This is a genomic window from Gilliamella sp. G0441, from assembly GCF_050589305.1.
In the GTDB taxonomy this organism is placed as follows: domain Bacteria; phylum Pseudomonadota; class Gammaproteobacteria; order Enterobacterales; family Orbaceae; genus Gilliamella.
The window spans coordinates 68719-89002 of record NZ_JBNRJF010000001.1 but is presented as its reverse complement, the minus strand read 5'-3'; the positions used below and the strand labels follow the sequence as shown (position 1 = coordinate 89002).

The 20284-nt window shown below is 32.1% G+C and carries 16 protein-coding genes; 11 read left to right on the top strand and 5 right to left on the bottom strand.

Annotated elements, in window-relative coordinates:
* Positions 1-45: 45 nt before the first annotated feature.
* The 4 genes from ACKJXD_RS00420 to ACKJXD_RS00405 form a co-directional block, all read right to left on the bottom strand.
* Positions 46-1626 (bottom strand): phosphoethanolamine transferase, encoded by a 1581-nt coding sequence (locus tag ACKJXD_RS00420; RefSeq protein ID WP_430875212.1) that lies wholly within the window; start codon positions 1624-1626, stop codon positions 46-48.
* Positions 1627-1944: 318 nt separating this feature from the next.
* Positions 1945-3333 carry an MATE family efflux transporter gene (locus tag ACKJXD_RS00415; RefSeq protein WP_294826065.1) on the bottom strand — a complete coding sequence of 463 codons (1389 nt, stop codon included), beginning with the start codon at positions 3331-3333 and terminating at the stop codon, positions 1945-1947.
* A 9-nt stretch (positions 3334-3342) separates the two neighbouring features.
* The gene (rimO, locus tag ACKJXD_RS00410) at positions 3343-4659 is read right to left on the bottom strand and encodes a 30S ribosomal protein S12 methylthiotransferase RimO (RefSeq protein WP_430875211.1); all 1317 of its coding nucleotides are present in this window, start codon (positions 4657-4659) and stop codon (positions 3343-3345) included.
* Between the two features lie 387 nt (positions 4660-5046).
* The gene (locus tag ACKJXD_RS00405; protein ID WP_430875210.1) at positions 5047-5970 is read right to left on the bottom strand and encodes an ABC transporter substrate-binding protein; all 924 of its coding nucleotides are present in this window, start codon (positions 5968-5970) and stop codon (positions 5047-5049) included.
* 187 nt (positions 5971-6157) lie between these two features.
* On the opposite strand from ACKJXD_RS00405, the gene ACKJXD_RS00400 reads away from it, so the two are divergent.
* Both ACKJXD_RS00400 and ACKJXD_RS00395 read left to right on the top strand, forming a co-directional pair.
* A complete protein-coding gene (locus ACKJXD_RS00400) occupies positions 6158-8128 on the top strand; it encodes a TonB-dependent receptor domain-containing protein (RefSeq protein WP_430875209.1) in 1971 nt (656 codons plus the stop codon).
* Positions 8129-8711: 583 nt separating this feature from the next.
* Positions 8712-10292, top strand: a complete 1581-nt coding sequence (locus ACKJXD_RS00395; protein ID WP_430875208.1) for a hypothetical protein — start codon at positions 8712-8714, stop codon at positions 10290-10292.
* Positions 10293-10930: 638 nt separating this feature from the next.
* Here ACKJXD_RS00395 and ACKJXD_RS00390 read toward each other — a convergent pair.
* Positions 10931-11626, bottom strand: a complete 696-nt coding sequence (locus tag ACKJXD_RS00390) for an XRE family transcriptional regulator (RefSeq protein WP_430875207.1) — start codon at positions 11624-11626, stop codon at positions 10931-10933.
* Positions 11627-12878: 1252 nt separating this feature from the next.
* Here ACKJXD_RS00390 and ACKJXD_RS00385 point away from each other — a divergent pair.
* The 9 genes from ACKJXD_RS00385 to ACKJXD_RS00345 all read left to right on the top strand — a co-directional run bounded on the left by ACKJXD_RS00385 (position 12879) and on the right by ACKJXD_RS00345 (position 20242).
* Positions 12879-13205: a phage holin family protein gene (locus ACKJXD_RS00385; protein WP_294827950.1), complete on the top strand. Its 327-nt coding sequence runs from the start codon at positions 12879-12881 to the stop codon at positions 13203-13205.
* Between the two features lie 16 nt (positions 13206-13221).
* Complete coding sequence (locus ACKJXD_RS00380; RefSeq protein WP_430875206.1) at positions 13222-13662, top strand: D-Ala-D-Ala carboxypeptidase family metallohydrolase; 441 nt, start codon at positions 13222-13224, stop codon at positions 13660-13662.
* Entirely contained in the window at positions 13662-14138 is a 477-nt protein-coding gene (locus ACKJXD_RS00375; RefSeq protein WP_430875205.1) for a lysis system i-spanin subunit Rz, read from the top strand. The genes ACKJXD_RS00380 and ACKJXD_RS00375 overlap by 1 nt, the downstream gene beginning before the upstream one ends.
* 284 nt (positions 14139-14422) lie before the next feature.
* The gene (locus tag ACKJXD_RS00370) at positions 14423-14920 is read left to right on the top strand and encodes a phage neck terminator protein (RefSeq protein ID WP_430875204.1); all 498 of its coding nucleotides are present in this window, start codon (positions 14423-14425) and stop codon (positions 14918-14920) included.
* Entirely contained in the window at positions 14917-16428 is a 1512-nt protein-coding gene (locus ACKJXD_RS00365) for a DUF3383 domain-containing protein (protein WP_430875203.1), read from the top strand. Before ACKJXD_RS00370 ends, ACKJXD_RS00365 begins: the two co-directional genes overlap by 4 nt.
* A gap of 9 nt (positions 16429-16437) precedes the next feature.
* Positions 16438-16872 (top strand): phage protein, encoded by a 435-nt coding sequence (locus ACKJXD_RS00360; protein ID WP_220215242.1) that lies wholly within the window; start codon positions 16438-16440, stop codon positions 16870-16872.
* A complete protein-coding gene (locus tag ACKJXD_RS00355; RefSeq protein WP_430875202.1) occupies positions 16872-17288 on the top strand; it encodes a phage tail assembly chaperone in 417 nt (138 codons plus the stop codon). Before ACKJXD_RS00360 ends, ACKJXD_RS00355 begins: the two co-directional genes overlap by 1 nt.
* 141 nt (positions 17289-17429) lie before the next feature.
* Positions 17430-19520 carry a hypothetical protein gene (locus ACKJXD_RS00350; protein WP_430875201.1) on the top strand — a complete coding sequence of 697 codons (2091 nt, stop codon included), beginning with the start codon at positions 17430-17432 and terminating at the stop codon, positions 19518-19520.
* Positions 19520-20242: a phage baseplate protein gene (locus ACKJXD_RS00345; protein WP_430875200.1), complete on the top strand. Its 723-nt coding sequence runs from the start codon at positions 19520-19522 to the stop codon at positions 20240-20242. The genes ACKJXD_RS00350 and ACKJXD_RS00345 overlap by 1 nt, the downstream gene beginning before the upstream one ends.
* Positions 20243-20284: the final 42 nt, after the last annotated feature.

Below are 20284 nucleotides of genomic sequence, written 5' to 3'. Positions count from 1 at the left end.
GAGTAAAGCGCCATTACTTTAGTGTAATGGCGTTGTTTAAATAGATCATTTTTTTGATTCATTCGAATACGGATTTGGATCGTTCTTTAATTTTTCATATGGATACAGTTCATTTTTCCAATCTTTTACTTTTATTTTAGTTTGATGAGGAATATCAATAAGCTCATTTTGCATGTAGTCATGTGAAACATCTAAAGTAATCCCCATCCATTTACTCAATAAGTAAACGAATTGAAAGCCTGAAATTTTTTTCTGTATTTTTTGTTGTGATATACTTTTTGAATCAAAGAAAATAAAGGGTACTTCGTAACTATTTTGATATTCCCAATTGTGTCTTAGATCTTGATGTTGATTGAAATGCGCAAGACCATGATCTGCAAAATAAACGACAGAATAATCTTCATTGTATTTTTTTAGTATATCAATCGTTGATTTAATCAAATCATCTGTTTCTTTTATACTACTGACATAGCATGAAATATTTTCATGGCTTAGTTCAAATTGGATGTCATATTCTAATCTACGACAGAACTTTGAATGAGAACCCATAAGATGCATGACAATTAGTCTTGGTTTAGGATGTTTATCTGACAAAATTCTATCTAATTCAGGCAATAGTAACGTATCATATTTACCACGTGAAGATTTACCATTATATTCGCCTTTTTTGGTGTAAAAACTTGACTTTGCATAGGCCGCAATGCGAGGTACGGTAATCTCAATCTTACCTAATTTGCCTTGGTTAGAAAGCCAATAAGTTTCAAATCCTGCTTCATTTGCAATACTGACGATATTATTATTTAACTGAGCATTAACAGTATTATCTAAATAAATAGATTGGCTAATAAAATGAGGAACAGATGATTGAGTATTAGATGCCGGTGAAATTAAGCCATCCCATATTATATTAGCATACTGACTGGCAAAAGGCGTATTGTCATAATTAAATCCATATGCATTCATATAATCTTTGCGGACACTTTCACCAATGATAACAATGTAATTTTTATGATTGGGTTTCACCGATATAATAGGTATGGTGTTTTGTTTCTGTATTTGTTCAAGTTGTGCTTGTTTCTCAGTAAAATAAATTTTTTTACTTGTATATAATGTTCTATAAAACTCAAATAAAGGATATCTGACGTTATCCAATGTTGATTCAATTATTAAATGGTTTGTAGGAAGAAATTTAATAAATGCTTTGGCGGGTTTATAACATATTAATATTAAGGAAAAAATAATTAATAAGCGATTATTAACATGAGGAAATGGCATTTTTATAAAAATAAGAATAAATAAAGATACCAGTAGAAAAGTTATTAGAAAGAAATAAATAGGCAATTGCGCAAAAAATTCCTTTATTTCGTCAATATCGGTTTCAAATAAAGCGCTTATAACAGCCACATTAGGTGGACCATAGTAGAAAGCAATAGGTGCATAAAATGCAGCAATGACGAACGAAGTACCGAAAAAAATCCTAAAAAAAGGATATCTAGCTAAAAATATTAACGAAAAATAGGTAAGTAATATTCGATCTATTCTTTGAGGATAACCTAATAAATACACTAAAACTACAGCCAGCACAAAACAGATTACATGAGAAAATAAATTTTTTTTAGAGGTCATTACAAAATCAATACACTTTAATGAATTATTTACAAAGTGGATAATTATATAGTTAATTGATTTTTAATCAATTGATATTATCATTTCTTTTAAATGTAGTATTTATAAGAATTACAGAAATGAATTTTAACAATTTCCTAATTTTAGGGGGCTAGGTTAAGTGTATATAACAAAATTGAAGATTATTCTTCCGTTGAGTTTGAACTTATGTATTGATAAATAATTCTTAGTTTATTGTAAATCAACACTGATCAATTATTTGATTAGTGTTGAATTTCAGAATGAATAAAAAATTTGTTTTAGATTTGCAGCATTATTTTACTTTGATGCTCGTGTTAATATTGTTACGTCAGGCTGTTTTTGGATGTATATCATTCTGACAATTAATAAAATGGCGGCGACTGCCAGTCCTAAAATAATGCCAATCCAAAAACCAGCAGCACCAATTGGCTCCATAATTAGATCTGTCAAACCTAAAATATAACCAACAGGTAATCCTACTACCCAATAAGAAAGCAAAGTAATAAAGAAGATGCTTTGCGTGTCTTTATAACCACGAAGTACATTGCTGGCTACAACTTGCAAATAATCAGAAGCCTGATAGATAGCTAATAAAATAATGAGATGCATACAAATCGTAATAACGGCGACTTCTTGAGTAAATAACGTAATGATTGGTGTTCGAAAAACAACTAGAATTAACGCAACAATTATCGCAATTGTCAGAGAAATAGCTAAACTCATATATGCGGTATGTTTGGCTAGAGATAGTTCTTTTTGTCCCAACAAATAACCAACACGAATACTGGTTGCAACTCCAAGTGAAAGCGGAATTGCAAATGTTAAACTGCTGATAGTAAAGATAATTTGATGTGCTGCCACCGTAATTTGACCTAATGGGGCGATCAGTAATGCTATGACAGCAAATAAACTCATTTCAAAAAAGTAAGCCAATGCAAGAGGAGTCCCTAATAGAACAACCTTTTTTATAATTGCCCAATCAATAAGTTTTGTGATTGGGGTTTTTCGAATATCACGTTGACTGGTAGTGGTTAATGTATACAGACGTATTAAAAAAAACATTAGCCAAAATATAATTGCTGCGGTAATGCCACATCCAACTCCACCGAAAGCAGGTAAACCTAATTTTCCATAAATTAAAACATAATTAATGGGAATGTTGGCAAGTAATGCAATAAAGATAATTACCATGGCCGGTTTTGTATTAGATAAACCTTCACACTGATTGCGGTAAACTAAAAACAATAAGAAAGCAGGAACACCCCACATTATGGCTCGTAAAAAAGATACGGCAACTTCAACCATTTCCGGATCGATAGGATGTTCGACTGAACTTCTTAAACTAATCAGTTTATCCGAGTGGTATAAAATCAACATCATTATCACTGATAACAACAACGCAATAACCACACCTTGTCGAGTGTGATCAGCAACTTGATGACGTTTAGCTGCACCATTTAAATTGGAAATAATTGGCGTTAAAACGCTTAATAAGCCTTGTCCAAATAATATGGTTGGTAACCAAATTGAGACTGCAATGGCAACCCCAGATAACGCCGTTTTACTATAGTTACCAGCCATAATAGTATCGACGAAGGTTATGGCTGTTTGCGAGATTTGTGCTATCAGTACAGGAACTGAAAGTGCAATAAGTTTTTTGATTTCGTTTCGATAATGTTGTTTCATTGGAATTGTTTACTGTTTTACAGTTCCCCATAAATCATATTCATCGGAATGTTCAATCTCAACTTGAACAATATCACCAACGTGAACACTTTTTTCTTCATTTAAATAGACAACGCCATCTATTTCAGGTGCATCGGCCATGCTGCGTCCGATAGCACCTTCTTCATCCACTTCATCAATAATAACTGACAAGGTTTTGCCAATTTTATTTTGTAATTTTTCGGTTGAAATTGTTTGTTGTAATTGCATAAAACGATGAAAACGTTCTTGCTTAACTTCTTCCGGAATTTGATTCTCGAGCTGATTGGCTGCCGCACCTTCGATCGGGCTATAGGGAAAACATCCCACACGATCAAGCTTGGCTTTGCTTAGAAAATCGAGTAATAAATCGAAATCTTGTTCTGTTTCCCCTGGATAACCGACAATAAATGTTGAACGTAAAGTAATGTCAGGACAGATTTCTCGCCATTTATAAATTCGTTCAAGTGTTTTATCAATGGTGCCTGGGCGTTTCATTGATTTTAAAACCGAAGGGCTGGCATGTTGAAGTGGTACATCCAGATACGGTAAGATTTTCCCTTCTGCCATTAACGGGATCAAATTATCAACACTTGGATAAGGATACATGTAATGGAGCCTTACCCAAATGCCTAACGTTGCTAATTGTTCGCATAACGTTTGGATATCAGTTTTTAATGGCATTCCATTCCAAAAGTTGGTACGATTTTTAATATCGATACCATATGCTGAGGTATCTTGAGCAATAACGAGTAACTCTTTAACGCCACTATCAGCTAATCGCTTTGCTTCATCAAGTACATTACCAATTGGTCGGCTAACCATTTCGCCACGAAGTGATGGAATAATGCAAAATGTACAGTTATGGTTACAACCTTCCGATATTTTTAAATACGCATAATGCTTAGGCGTTAATTTCACACCTTGCTGTGGTACTAAACTGGTGAAGGGATTATATGCGGGTTTAGGGGCATATTTATTGACATGAGTGAGTACTGCCTCGTAGCTGTGAGGTCCCGATATTTCGAGTACTTTAGGATGTACATTGCGTATTTGATCTTCTTTTGCACCTAAACAGCCTGTCACAATGACCTTGCCATTCTCATTTAAAGCTTCACCAATGGCTTCTAACGATTCTTGTACGGCACTATCAATAAAACCGCATGTATTGACGATGACTAAATCTGCATTTTCGTAGCTTGGTACCACTTGATAACCTTGCGTTCGTAATTCAGTTAAAATTCGCTCTGAGTCAACCAAATTTTTAGGACAACCAAGGCTCACAAATCCAATAGTAGGGGATGACATATTCATAGTATTTGTAATAGTGTTTAATATTTATAGGGGTATTAAATTGATAATAAAATAAATTTTATCGATTAATTAGTTGTTGTTAATTCAAAATATTGCCATTTTAACACATTTAAGCATTGTAAATACACTGATTTTGAAATTCTTAATTAACAGAAAATGGGATTTGAATAATAATGTTAATAATGTTTATTAGGTAGAATTATCGCTTGAACTGACAATATTTTAATACAATCAAACGAACATAATTTGATAGATCAACTTGATTATTCCAACTTTTGTGACTTACTTTATTTTAAGAAGGTGACTTAGTATTAAGAATACGTTAGATGCTAACTCATACAGCCTTTGTACTGGGCTGTATGAATCAATTTAAACAACATGTTAATTATTAAAAGCATTGATCACTTCGGTCACTTGAAGCTCTAAGCTTTCTGCACCACCACCAGATAAGTACCATAGATCAGGTGTCAAATATATAATGGTTGTTTTACTTTTATTGAGAACTTTTGCATCGAAATAGTCCGCTTTTATGGCTTGTTGACCAATAGCATGACTTCGATCAATGACAAAAATAATATCTGGCTTAACGGTTTTAATATATTTATCGTCAACAAAAGTAGGTGCTGGTCGTTCTCCATTTGTAGCTGGCTGGTTAGCTAAAAGTGGTACCGCTCTTTTGACTTTTAATACATCATGGATAAGCGAAGCACTTGAACTATTATTAATAAGAATCATTTTTCCATTGTTGTGAATAGCGACAATGGCCTTTTTAGGGCTTGCTGAGGTTATTATTTGAGCTTGGTTAATTTTGTTATTGAGCGAAGCAATGAGTTGAGTTGCTGTGTTTTCGGTTCCGGTAATGCTCGCTAACAAATTGATATGATTTTTTGTTGATTCAAAATAATGTTTGCTATCAACACTTAAATTAAGCACTGGGGCAATTTTTGACAACTCATCTTTTTTATTTGCTTGACGTCCATCAATAATAATAAGATCAGGATGAGTTTGTTTGATTACTTCTATATTGGGTTCTTTCATATTACCGGTATCGATGACATGATTATTTTTATATTGTTCTAAATATGACGGGATAATTGATTGAGGGATGGCTGCTACTAATGAACCTTTACCTAAAGCATCTAAAGTATCGAGAGCCCCATAGTTCATTACAACTATTTTGTGGAGATATTTAGGTATAACGATAGTTTGATTATCCGTTGTTATTGTCGTTTTTGATTGGCATCCAGCTAAGCCTAATATTGCTGATGTTATCATAATTAAAAGTATTTTTTTATTTCTAACCATGTTCATTTCCTCACCTTAATGTAAATGATAATTATTCTTATTTTATAGTTAAATCTTATTTAAAGCTATATAATTTTAATATTAGCAATCATTCTCAAAAAGCTATCGATAATCATTCTCATATGGTATATTGATCATCAGTCGCATCAAATTGCAAAATATCAATATAAATAATAGGGTTATATCAATGAATATGAAAAAAAATTTAAAATTCTCCGCGCATGTTATTAATTCCTGTCTATTATTGTCTTTATCAACTCACGCTATAGCTAATAATTCTGCTAATACAGACACAATGGTTGTTACCGCTTCAGGTTTTGCTCAACAAATAAAAGAAGCCCCTGCAACCATTTCGGTTATTACCTCAGAAGAAATTAGTAATAAACCTTATCGAGATGTGACAGATGCATTAAAGGATATACCAGGAGTCACGATTACTGGTGGTGGAGATTCCACCGATATTAGTATTCGTGGTATGGATTCAAAATATACAATGATTTTAGTTGATGGAAAAAAGGTGAGTACACGTGAAACAAGGCCAAATAGTGATAATTCTGGTTTTGAACAAGGTTGGCTTCCACCTTTAACCGCAATAGAACGTATTGAAGTGGTCAGAGGACCAATGTCATCATTATATGGTTCTGATGCAATGGGGGGAGTAATCAATGTTATTACTAAAAAAGTATCAGATAATTGGAACTCAAGCCTACGCTTAGAATCTATTATTCCTTATCGTTCTGAGGAAAAAAATACCTTTACCAGTAGTTTTTCAACAATGGGACCACTTATAGAAAATATTCTGGGAATTCAGTTATATGGTCAATATTCTGATCGTCATGAAGATAAGTTCTTAAATGGTCATGCTGCACAAAAATTACGTAGTATAAATGGTAAGATATCAGTCAATGCTTCTGATTCTCAAAAGTTTGATCTGGATTTTGGGCGCGCTTTACAAAACAGTGAGGCTACTGCCGGTAAAACTAGAACGAATAGGCAGGGTAAATTTGCGCGTGACAATCACCATAATTCATTTGCGTTAACTCATAATGGCTTGTTTGGAGATGTTTCAACTACTTCTTTTGTTGCCTTTGAAGGAAACAATAATAAAAATAGAAAAATGAAAATCCGTAACACTGATGTGGATACAAGAGCTACTGTTCCCTTTGGTATTAATATGCTAACCGTTGGTGGTAAATATAGTTATCAGCAGTTACTTGATCATGGTAATAAACTTAAAAATAGTATCACTAAAATTGAACGTTGGAATTATGCTTTATTTAGTGAAGATGAATTGCAACTTTTAGATAATCTAAATTTAACATTCGGGTTACGTTATAACCGAGATGAAAATTATGGCGATAACTGGAATCCAAGAATTTACAGTGTTTGGGATATTGATGATAATTTTACTCTGAAAGGGGGGTATTCAACAGGTTTTGCAACACCAAAATTGCGTCAGGTCGTATCTGATTGGGGACAGGGAACAGGTGGTTACGCAAGAGATGGAATTATAATAGGTAATCCAGATTTAAAACCAGAAAAAAGTCAAAATTTTGAAATTGGCTTAGGCTATAGTAATAGTTATGGATTAGATACCACTGCAACACTATTTTACACAAAATATAAAAATAAAATTCAAAGTTATAACATATGTGATGATAAAACCAACAAGAAAAAATGTTATCTATCTGGTCAAGGATATTATGATTTGATACAGAAATGGGAAAATGTAGATAAAGCTGATATTAAAGGTCTTGAAATATCGTTTAAAACACCTCTATTCAGTGAATTACTTTTATCCGCTAATTACTCTTGGACCAAAACAGAACAGAAGAGTGGAAACAATAAAGGTAAGCCTTTAAATCGAACCCCTAAACAAAAATTTAATACTCAATTAGATTGGAATGTTACTCAACAATGGGATTTATGGGCTAAAGTAGTTTATTCTGGAATAGAAACATCGGTAAATCGTAATGGCAAAAAAACGGAATATCCGAGTTATACTTTCTGGGATTTCGGTGCATCTTATCAAATACACAAACAGGCAAAAATTTATGCGGGTATTTATAATTTATTTGATAAAAAAGTCACCAATGATGATTATGGTAAAACATTAGATGGTAGACGTTATTTCATGGGAACTGAAATTAATTTTTAAACGTTATTTCTCATCAAGTAATAGTATTTTTAAATTGCTTGATGAGAATGTCACATCAAGTAAATAACCTATTATTTTTTATAAAATATATCTCATATTAAATCTTACAAAAGCCTTTTAAAATTGCAAAAAACATCCCTCTAAATTGAATCATATTAATTATATAAGCGGGTGTTTTTCCATCAATCTCTGTTGAATTTAACCACTGATAAGTTGTTGCTAAATTAACCTATAATTTTAATAGGTTAAACTTATTGTTGCCAAAATCTGGTTTTAAACTAAAACCCCAAATAAAAAATAAAAAACATTATTAATCAACTGGTTATTCTAATTCTTGTTGCTAAAAAATAAACTGTCAATGATTAAAAATTTAACCTTGAAAAAATTAGATTTAGTTATTTATACATTGTTTTGATAGTGATTTTAAATTAATCATATATTGATAGATCGATAAATCCGATCGATAATGCGCGCCATGAGCATACCTCTAGATTCATAAGTATGTTCTAACTAGTGAAGGTTTATGAAATCAATCCAAATTGAGTAATGATTGATTTTTTATTTTATTAATTAAGAAAACGATATGAAACAATATAAAAAAACAAAATCGCAATTTTTAAGCGAAGTAAAACTAGATTCTCAACATAATCTGAGTTTAGATTTAATTTCAACTATAAATTGGAATTATTTAAAAAGTTTATCTGTATTAAAAAATAAAAAGAAAATAGCAAGGTTTAGTTTTCTATCTGCTATGTTTATTTTAGGTAGTGTTAACTTTGCTAATGCTGCACTTTCAACAGCAACTATCAATTCGATTCAAGGAGATAAACCTTTATTTTTTGCATCTGAATCTATAGTTGATAAACTCGGTTTTAATTATAAAGGAGTGGATTACAGTGAAAAATTAGGTAATATAAAAAGTGCAGATACAAAATACTTTGATCATACTACAAATCTTAAAGATTTTGTCATAAAAAGTTATTTTACTCCTAGAAACGCAATTGATGATGTGAATGGTGAATATTTTGATAAGAATGGGGATCCTTTTGATGCTAATACACCTGTTACAAATACATTAAATTACGTTTGGCTAGATAGTAATAATAAAAAGGTTGATGATGCAGATCTTAAAGATATTGCATGTAGTCATAATAAATATAAAATGCCATTAAAATTGCAAATTACGGCATCAAATATTAAAGTGCATACGCAATTCGGGAATCCTAAAGAAAGCGATCCGGTTAATTTTATTCAAACTGAGTCTGCTGGCAAAAAAACTATTACTAAAACCTACCAAATAGCTGTTGCTAATACTTGCTTTGCAAAACCAAATGGAATTTTGACAGATCCGACTACTCAATGGCGTTCTGTAAGAAATGATTTGCAGGAAAATGATGCTAGTTGGAACCTAACCGGTATGGGCTTGAATGGAATATCCAAAGACAAACCTAATCCTTATGTAGGAGGAGGACACACTCAAGATTATGTAATAAATCAGGGGTATAAAGTAAAACCAACCGTTTCTAAAGTTCCTTTTCCAACAACAGGTTTTTCTGGTGCACAATTTCAGTTAGTCATGGGTGGTTTACAACAAGATTATAATTATACCAGTAATAACAGTTCTGTAACCGTTGATAGTAATGGTATTGTAACGTTTAACAGTAAATTTAAAACAGCGAAAATCACTGCTACTTTAAAATCAGATAAAAATATCCATTATGACTATACTTTTACCTTGGGACTTTGGGTTGAGCCACAAATAACATCAACGAAAAGTTATGCTGATGCCAAAACACAGTGTAGTGGTGGCATGCAATTATTAAGTCGTCAAGATTTAAACAATGCTTCAGAGTATTCGACTAAAAACTTAGATGGCATGAAGGGACGTTTATATAATATTATGACTCGTGGTATTGGTAAAGGTGTTTTTGGTGAATGGGGAAGATTATTATCACAAAAATATAATAGTATTCCAGTATCTTATCCGAAAACTAAGTGGCTGTTTGGTTGGTATTACACAAACGAAACACATACTATAACTAATGAAAATAAAGAAAAAATTACAGAAGGAATTGTTGTTTCAAGCCATGATGGAATGATTTCATTTCCTAGCGCTTGGGGTAATGATGAACCGAAAAGAGCATTATGCGGCGTTCATTACTAAGAACAACTATTAGTCTATCGTATAAAAAGTTTGTTTTACTTACCTTTTATGCTAGTAAATTCACCTAATCTATAAACATACAAGCGTTATCATTAAGATTAATTTAATAATGATAACGCTTATATTTTAAATTATTTAGCTTTATATAAACATAAACTCTCATTTTGTTATCTAAATTTGCATTCATTAGTTTCATTCTATAACAATAGCGATGATCTATTTCTTCAAACAATTTATTGCATTTTGCATTGTTTAATTCATATTGTTTCAATTTGTAAGTAAGTTATCTAATTATATAGTTGAAATTTTAATCCAATTATATGGATATTATTTAATAATTCAAAATTGTAATATTAATTTTATAACGTTCATAAATTGATAAAGATATTGGTTTTACCTGTGATTTGAAAATGACAGATATCTTGTATTATGGTTTATATTGAAATGTTATTCGAAAGTCCCATTAAAACCGTTATTCATTCTTAACTTTATTAATTTACTCAATATTAATCACTAGGAATAACTTAATTTATTGTAAATATATTGGTGAGCTAACTTTTTATTAGTTGTAATAAAAAATATTAATAATAAAAGTTATAAAAAAACCGCCGTAGCGGTAATAATTACTATTAAATGTGTTAATCTAATATCGATGATTGCCACCAAACTCTTCCTAACACGGTTATTTCATCTTGAGATACAACTTCGTCACTGTATTCGGAATTATAACTACGAATTTTAACATGATTACCCGGTAATTTTTCGAGTATTTTTATTCTTAACAATCCGTCATGATTGATTGCATATATTTTTCCATCTCGGATATTTTTATCTGCTTGATTTATACCTACTGTAGAACCGTCTCTAAAGACAGGTTCCATACTATCTCCATAAACAGTTAAACAGACAGCACAATCTTTATCAATACCATATTTACGCATTGTTGAGCGTGATAATCTTAATTTATATCCATTGTAATCTTCTATATCATCTGCAAATCCATTACCAGCTGCAAGTCGAACATCTTTATAAAAAGGCAATTCAACTTCATCATCATCAAGAGGTGTTTGCTGATCCCATTCATCAATAGCACCGAGCATTGATGCATTTGATTTACTTTTGTTATTTGTAGCTGAACCAATACCTTTAGTTAGCCATAATAAGTCGACATTTAATGCACTAGCTATTTCGACAATTTTTCTAGATGTACTCGATTTCCCTGAAAGAAGTTTTTGAATAGCTGGTTGGCTAATTTTCACTTTTTCAGCTAATTGATGCTGTGACAAACCAGAGTTTTTCAATGCTAAATTTAATCTATCTGTAAATGTAGTCATAATTTTATCTCATCTTGATAGAGCTTATGATTATATAAGTCAAGTTATTACCAATCAACTAATCATAGTTATTGGTTCTTTGATAGCTATTGTTATCATTAATTCTATAGGTTATCGATAATATATAACTTAAGATAATTGTGCAACCATTATTAACGACTAAAAAATAGATTAATTATCGACATAATAATATCGATAACAAAAACAACTAAATAGTGAAAAAGGAACGATAAAATTATTTCAGAAATTCCCGAATTGTGTTGAAATAATTCTTGATAATTATATCTACATAGAAAGAGATAAGCCACTAAAATTACCCAAAACGACGATCAAACCTAAAATTTCTGCTTTAATTACTAATGATAGCGTGTGTAATAACGTACTGTTCGAAACATTAAACATATTGGTGAATGCGAATTTTAGGCGTAGTTATCTGTACATAGTATTTAGGTATGACTAAAAGTTAATTTTCGAAGTAATTAATATTCTTTTATACTGATTTGGAGACTAAGTATTGACAACGTACGCAAACAATTATATAATTATTCCAAAATGCAGAATTGTATGAAAAGCCCGCTTTGCGGGCTTTTTTATTATTCCTAATTTGATATTTCAGATATTAAATGCAAGTGTTTTTAAATAACAATAACAATAACAATAACAATAACAATAACAATAACAATAATGTATTCTATTAACTCAAATTTACTTTTCATTTATCTAATGTATAAGAAAGTAAATATATCTGTGATATGAATCCATCTAGTCAATAAAATACCTTACCTTTTTTGATTGTTTGTTTTAATTGATATGCTAAATTATCATTAATATAAATAGGTCGATTTTGGGTATCTTTTCCGAACTATCAGATATTATGTAAAATAATTAGGCGTAATAAATAATATTATGATAAAAAGATCGGCTTTAGGGTTGACAACGTACGCTAATCAGTATATAATTATCTCAAAATCAAGAATTGTTTAAAAAGCCCGTTAAGCGGGCTTTTTTATTGCCTAAAAATTGAAAGTTTTAATATAACACTATGTTTACTTTTATAAAAAAGTTTATCTTGATAAGTTTCATAAATATAAGTCATTTTTATATAGCCGCTTTAATGCGGTTTTTTTATATCTAAAATTCGACTATAGAGCTATAACGATTTATGGGTTCACAGAGCAATCTCAGAAAATGACTTAACATAAGAGCTGTGTAACCCTTTCTTATTTCAATCGCCTCATTCTGAGGCTCACCTATGAAGATTAAACCTATGCCAATCAGAGAGCCTGACAATATCAATTGGTATGTTGTCGTTTATTTGTTTTTTGTCACCTTACTGGGGTCATTAGCCAGTTATTGCTATCACATTATTAATGGGAATAAGTTTAATCTGATGATTTTAATTGCTCAGATATTTATTTCTACTTTTGCCGGAGCGCTGGTGGTGCTGGCAGCCAGTTATTTTAACTGGCAGTTTGAACTGGCAGGCGGTGTTGCCGGTTTAGCCGGTTGGTCAGGAGCCACCTTAATCAAAGCGCTTGAAGAACAATTAATAAAAAAAACACGTGGACATGATAATTGAGAGGAAATTAAAACAAATGAAATTGACTGAACACTTCAAACTGGAAGAGTTTACTTATTCACTGACCGCCAGTCGACTAAAAATAGATAATTCAGTACCGGCTGAGCTGATGCCTAATGTTCAACTGACTGCGATTAAGCTTGAATTTGTTAGAAAAGCGTTAGGACATCCGGTAATCATAACCTCAGGCTATCGTTGTCCGGCATTAAATACCCGGGTCGGTGGTGCGGCAAATAGTGCTCATACAAAGGGTTTAGCGGTTGACTTTCGTTCTCCATTTGGTACCCCGAAACAAATTTGTCAACGCTTAATTGATGCCGGTGTGGTATTTGATAAGCTTATCCAAGAGCATAATCAATGGGTGCATATCGGATTTAGTCCAACCAAAAACCGTCAAATAGTACTCACTGCAGTTAAAAATGGCGGTAAAACAGTGTATTTAAAAGGTTTGATGTGATGAACAAGTTTACGTTACTCCCTAAAATATTACCGTATTGTTGTATTTTTATCACTTTTTTTGCGCTCTATTTTGCGTATCGCTGTTGGAAGGATGAACAAATAGCTATCACTAAAACCCTTACGTTAGAAGCGCAATTTAAAGCATATCAACAAAATAATAATGCCATTAAACAAATTGAGTCAACTATCATTGAGACAATAAAAGATGAACAGGCTAAAACAGAGAATTTACGTGATAATGTGGATAATGGTCTTGTCGAGTTGCGCGTCAAAGTTGCCGCCATCGAGCGAAATAGTGCCACCACCAGCGATGTTGCTGAGCAAGCCTTACGACTTGCAAAGTCTTCTCAACAAGATTATTACCGTCTCACCAACGCAATCGGCTATAACCGAGCCATAATTGAAGGTTGGCAGCAATATTATTGTCAGGAGATTGCACCCAAGAACAATACGCAATTTATGTGCAAAGAATAAGTTACGTAATATTACTTATTTTATTTCAATAAGTTAACTTTATGTGTAAAAAATTAATATGATCCTGTTTAATTTTTCAAAATATTCCTAATAACTTAAATCAATTTTAATTACTTTTTAGATTAGAAAAATTGCCATTCTAATTTATCTGAATCTAGATAACTTAATTATCGAAAAACCCAACTACAAATTTAACACAATTAAAAAATTGATTGTTAATGCCAAATTACGAAAAGCATGATTTTAAATCATTAAGCAATATCTTCTATTTTTATGGAGCAACTATGCAAATCACGACTGTTTCTAAACTTGAAATGACTGAGATTAAAAATTTGATAGCGGGAATTTTGAACTTACCGGAATCAAACATATTTGATGAAGATAGCGTGCCTGATGTTTCAAGTTTAGATAGATTTGTCACTGTACTTAATATTTCCCAAACTGAAATAGGAAAAGAAATTTTATATTTCGGCAATGAAGAGGAGGAAGTGATATCTACTCTAAAAGAGGCAACTATAACTGTCAAAACCTATGGCAATGATGCCTATGATCTGCTATGCAAGTTAACGGAGTCAATGAAGTTAACGCCTGTATGGCAAAAATTAAAAAAATTAAGAATGGGGTATCTTAGATGCTCTGATATTGAAAACATATCTACAACTTCTGCTGACAAAACAATTCGTCATGCACAAGTAGATCTTATTTTTTCCATCAATCCAATCGTTAAAACCGAAATTAAACGCGGTGATAACGTTAATTTTACATTCGAGGTTACTAAATGAGTTTACCATTAAGTCAAGTCGTAGATGCAACTCTACAACAATCGCCAAGAGGGGCACAAAAACGAGACCTAAGCGTTGTGGCTATTTTTACAAAAGATATGTGTGAAGAGTTTAGCAATAAAGATGCGCGCTATGTTGTTGTTTCTGATGCAACGACAGTCGCAAATTTATTTGGCACTGATTCTGATGCATATAAAGCTGCAGTTGCTTTATTTTCTGCTCAGCCAAAACCAAAAACAGCATTGATTGCTAAATATATGCAAGAAGGCGTTACAACTAAAGCGTTGAGTTCAAAAATTAATGGCTCTGCCTTAGCTGTCAGTTATATTCAATTTAAGAATATTAAAGATGGTTATTTTTCTTTTTATTTTGGTGATGCTAAACATCAAATTACTGATCTGGATTTTAGCAATGTATCAAGTATGAATGATGTTGCAACTGTCATCAATACTAAATTAAAAGATAGTGGAGTTTCAGTTATTTATGATTCTGTTGGTAATAGATTTATTTTAGCTGCTCAAAAAGAAGGTAAGGGCGACAATTTTGGATATGTGTTTGATTCTCAATCAGAAGGCTCTTATATCGGTAATCTTTGTAATTTAATTGATGGTAAAGCATCATTAATTAAAGGAGAGGATGCGACAACTTATAGTAAAGAGTCGCCTGCTGAAGCATTAACTGCATTACAAAATCAATATCAAAATTGGTATGGTGTTTACTTTGCAAATACGATTACTGATAGTGAACTAGTTGAGGCTCATGATTGGATTGTTGCACAAGGCGTTGAAAATGCCAAAGTATTAGCTTATACCGAAACTCGTGTTAAAAATATTGAATACAGTGATGATAATGTTCTTAAAACATTGTCAAAACGTAATAGTGGTCGTTTGATGGTTCAATATAATAACAAAGGAAATAATCATGCTGCTGCTGAACTTATGGGTATTGCGTTAACTACCGTTTGGACTGGTGTTAATACTGCTAAAACAGTTAAGTTTAAACAAGAGGCTAGTGTTACTTCAGATGACAAAATCACTGTCAATGAAGCAATGAAATGCCGTCGCTTAGGTATCAATTTCTATACTGATTATGCTGGTGTCAATATGCTTGCAGAAGGTGTAATGATTGGTGGAACATTTATTGATGAAACAACTGGTTTAGATGCGTTTGTTAATGCTATTCAAGTCCAAGCCTTTAATGCTTTACAAGGTGAACCAACAAAGATACCTCAAACCGATAAAGGTCAACAACGTTTAATTAGTAAGTTAAAAATCATTGGTGAACAATTTGTCAATAACGGATTTCTTGGACTTGGTAAATGGTCGCTTGGTGATATTGGTGAGTTAAAATCTGGAGATACCATGAATGGATATTATTTCTATTCTGATTCTTTTGATACGCAAGACACGGCTGATCGTGAGGCGCGCAAAATGATGCCAATCAACTGCGCATTGAAACTTGCTGGTGCAGGTCACAGCGTTGATATTATTGTTCAATTTAATCGATAAGGATACACGATGTCTAATAAATCTTTTTCTTTAGAAGATGCTGTCTTAACAATTGATGGCTATGAAATTACTGGTTATGAAAATGCTCAAGATTCTATAAGTATTGCTCCAATAGGTGATGATGGAGATATCACTTATGGTATTAATGGTGAAGGCGTATTTGTTAATACATGTAATAGAGGTGCTACTGTTACAATTAAAACATTACAACACACTGAAACTAACGAAGTATTAAATCAATTACGACAAGAGCAAATTAATAATCCAACTAAAGCGACTAGTAAATTAATTGCCTATAAAGATTTACGTAATGGCGATGAGTTTTTATTAACCGGATGTTGGTTTACTACGCCGCCGACAATTGCTCGAGGTACAGCACACAATGGTTTAACATGGACACTTAAAGCAACGAAGGCTGAATTTAACATCAAAGGTGGTCTATAATGGAAAACAAAGATTATACATTAGACGATGTTGTTTATGTCTTTAAACAGGCAGATTTTTACAAAGCCAATAAATATCTCAAAAAATTAACAGCCCTTTTAAAGGGCTGTTTTTCGTTGGGGGATGATAAATCAGGGCTTGATATTGGTCAATTGGCTTCTAACATTGGCACTGAACAGTTTGAGGAAATTGAACGATTCATTCTTGATTATGTTACTGCTACTGATGAAGCAGGTAAGAAGGTACTATTCCAAAATCCTAGAGAGGTTAGTGAATTTTTCAATGCTCACAGAAGCCATTATTATCAAATCATCATTGAGGGATTAAAATTCCATTTTTTGGGTTTTTTACCAAGTGGCCTGTTATCCAATGTAAATACGCTCAGCTTGGAGGAGATAGCCAAGAAAGCGATATAGATTGGTTTATGTGGAGTGTAATTGTAAACAAATACGCAACACTCCACGATTTAAGAACTGTTTATTCACTTGATGATGTTATCGAAATGCACAATGTGATAGCAGAAGTTAGATTGGCTGAAAAGCCAAAGGAGAAATAAAGTGCATCTAGAACAATATTTGATAAAAATTGGTGTTGATATCTCACAAGTAAACAATCTAACTAAAGTCACTACTTTGTTAGAAATCAGTGCAATGAAGTTATCAAACATTGGTAATGTTATAAATGATTCGCTTACTAATGTCATTACTGGTTCTAACAAATCTGTAAAACAAGCCGCTGAGTCATCTGAAGAAGCTAAATCTAAATTTGAAATTTTGAAAGAATCTTTAGATGACATTACAACTGTTGCTAAAAAATATGGTGACAAAATTGTGAGTGCGGTAGAAGACGCTACTAAATCCATAGAGAAGTCCATTAAATCTATAGAAAAAACTATTAAATCTACTAAGGAAGCAGCTGGAAATACAGAAAAACTTGCTGAGTCTACAGATAAGGCTGCTAAATCAGCTGAAAAATCCAAATCTAATTTTGAGTCATTGAAAGAAAAGCTAGTTAAAATTTCATCTGCTGCAAAAAAATATGGTGAAAAAATTGTTGATGCTTTTAATAGCGCTATTGACAAAGCAGAAGAACTTTCTACCAAAAAAAATCTTTTATTTTCAATTTCAAAAAAGGAATTAGCATTAGTAAAAAAATACAAGGCTGAGATTGAGAAATCAGGTCTGGCGATTGACACCATAAAAACGAAAATTGCTTTAGGATTATTACCAAGTGTAACTGATCTTGTTATGACTTTTAATAAATGGCTCGAGACTAACAAGGAATTGGTTGCCAAAGGTATCAATGTCGTTGTTAGTGTTGTTTCGAGTTTTATTCAAGTGATAAAGCATGCTTTTGAATTTATCGACATGATTATTTCTAACACAATCGGTTGGGAAAACGCCATAATAGCCTTAAGTGTTGCTTGGGCAATTTTGAATCGTGCTATGTTATTTAGTCCTTTAGGTTTGATAATAGGTTTGATAACAGGATTATTATTAATCATTGATGATTTCATGGTTTTCTTGAAAGGCGGTAAAAGTTTATTTGGTCCATTTTGGCAAGCCTGTATAGACAGCATAAAGGCAGTAATAGATTGGTGGCAAAATTTAGATAAAAATTGGAAAAGTGTAATTTTTGCTTTATTAGGATATCTACTACTTGTAGGGGGTAAATTAGCCTGGTTATCAGGTAAAGCCAAACTAATTTCTTCACTTACCAAAGCTATTGTTAAAGTCGGTAATGCTTTCAAAGCGCTTGGAGCAGTGGTCAAAGTAATAAGAACAATTGGTGTCGCGATAAAAGCCCTTACTGCAGTTATGATAGCAAATCCAATTCTGGCTATTATTTCAGCAATCGCTTTAGCATGTTATCTCATTTATGATAATTGGGACGGTATAACCTCATTTTTTTCTAACTTATGGGATGATGTAACTACTTCTTGTAGAAATGCAGCTAAAGATATTCTCATGTACTTTGGTATGAGCGAAGAAAATGCGGAAAAGACTGTTGAAACTATAGGAAGAGTATTTGACGCCACATTTGACTTTTTAACTTCACCTTTTGAGGCGGCAGTGAATTATGTTAAAAATCTATTTAGCATTTGGACTGATGTTAGCACTTCTACCACGGAAAAAATTGGAAAATCTTTTGAAGCCGTAATCGATTTTATCTCAACTCCATTTAAAGAAGGTTGGAAATTAGTAAAAGATTTATTCAATATTTGGGGTGTCGATCTTGATTCTTTTATTGATGGCATTAAAGATGCTTTTTCCAAAGTTTTTGACTTCATTAAAAAACCATTTTCTGACGGAAAAAAATGGATCAAAGATAACTATGATGGTTTCCTTAATAAAGCCAAAAATGGTATTAAGGACAAGCTTTCATGGCTAGGTATCAATATGAATAATGATAATGATGAAGAAAAAAAATTAAATGATAATAAAAATTTAGCTAATGTTAATACAAATTTTGCTTACGCTGGTAGTTTATCTTCATCAAATACAAACCTCAATAATAATTCAGTAACAATTCATAATACGATGAATGTTACCCAGGCTCAGGATGGCTTTGATAGCATTTATAATATTGTAGACAACACAGCAAGACGAATCAACGATAATACATGCACAGCAATGGGGTCTAACTGATGTTTCAATCTATATTAAATAAATCATCAACAAACAATGGGTTGATTGTTAGTAATAATTTTATATTCAGTTTAGATATTAATACCTCTGAACAGCATACATCTAAATTAAAACTAACTGAAAATCCAATTGAAAGTGGGGCTAATATTGCAGATCATGCAGTATTAGATCCTAAAGAAATCTCAATAAATGGGCTTATTGTTGGATATGAAATAAATAATGTGTCAGTGTACAGTACTGTGGAATCGAATTTTAATGATTATCCATTGCCCATGCCGCTGAACATATTTAGCGGACAAGCTCAGTGTATGGTCAATCGATTTGCATCCCATTTTGAAAGTGAAGCAAAAATTCAAAATCCAGTTGTGGCTGATTTTCTTCCTGAATATCAGTCCCCACAATTGAATAGTTTATCTTCAGATCGGATTGCGGATGCTTACGAAAAGTTATTGGCGATTCAACGTAGTGGTGAACCTGTTATATTGCAAACAAATGCAAAACTGTACAAAAACATGGTTCTTACTTCTGTAGGGTTGACTCAAAAAAAGGAGACCTATGGTGAATTTGTATTAACATTTCGAGAAATCTTTATTGTCGAAACTAAAATTGCAACTATTATAAATAAACCTGTTGCTAAAAAAAATCTCGGTAAAACACAGCCTCAAAAACCCAAAGAGGAAAAATCAATTTTATATAGGTTTTTTAGATGGTTATTTAGTTAGTTTAACAAAGCCAATGCTAAATGAAGTGATTGAATATTAGGT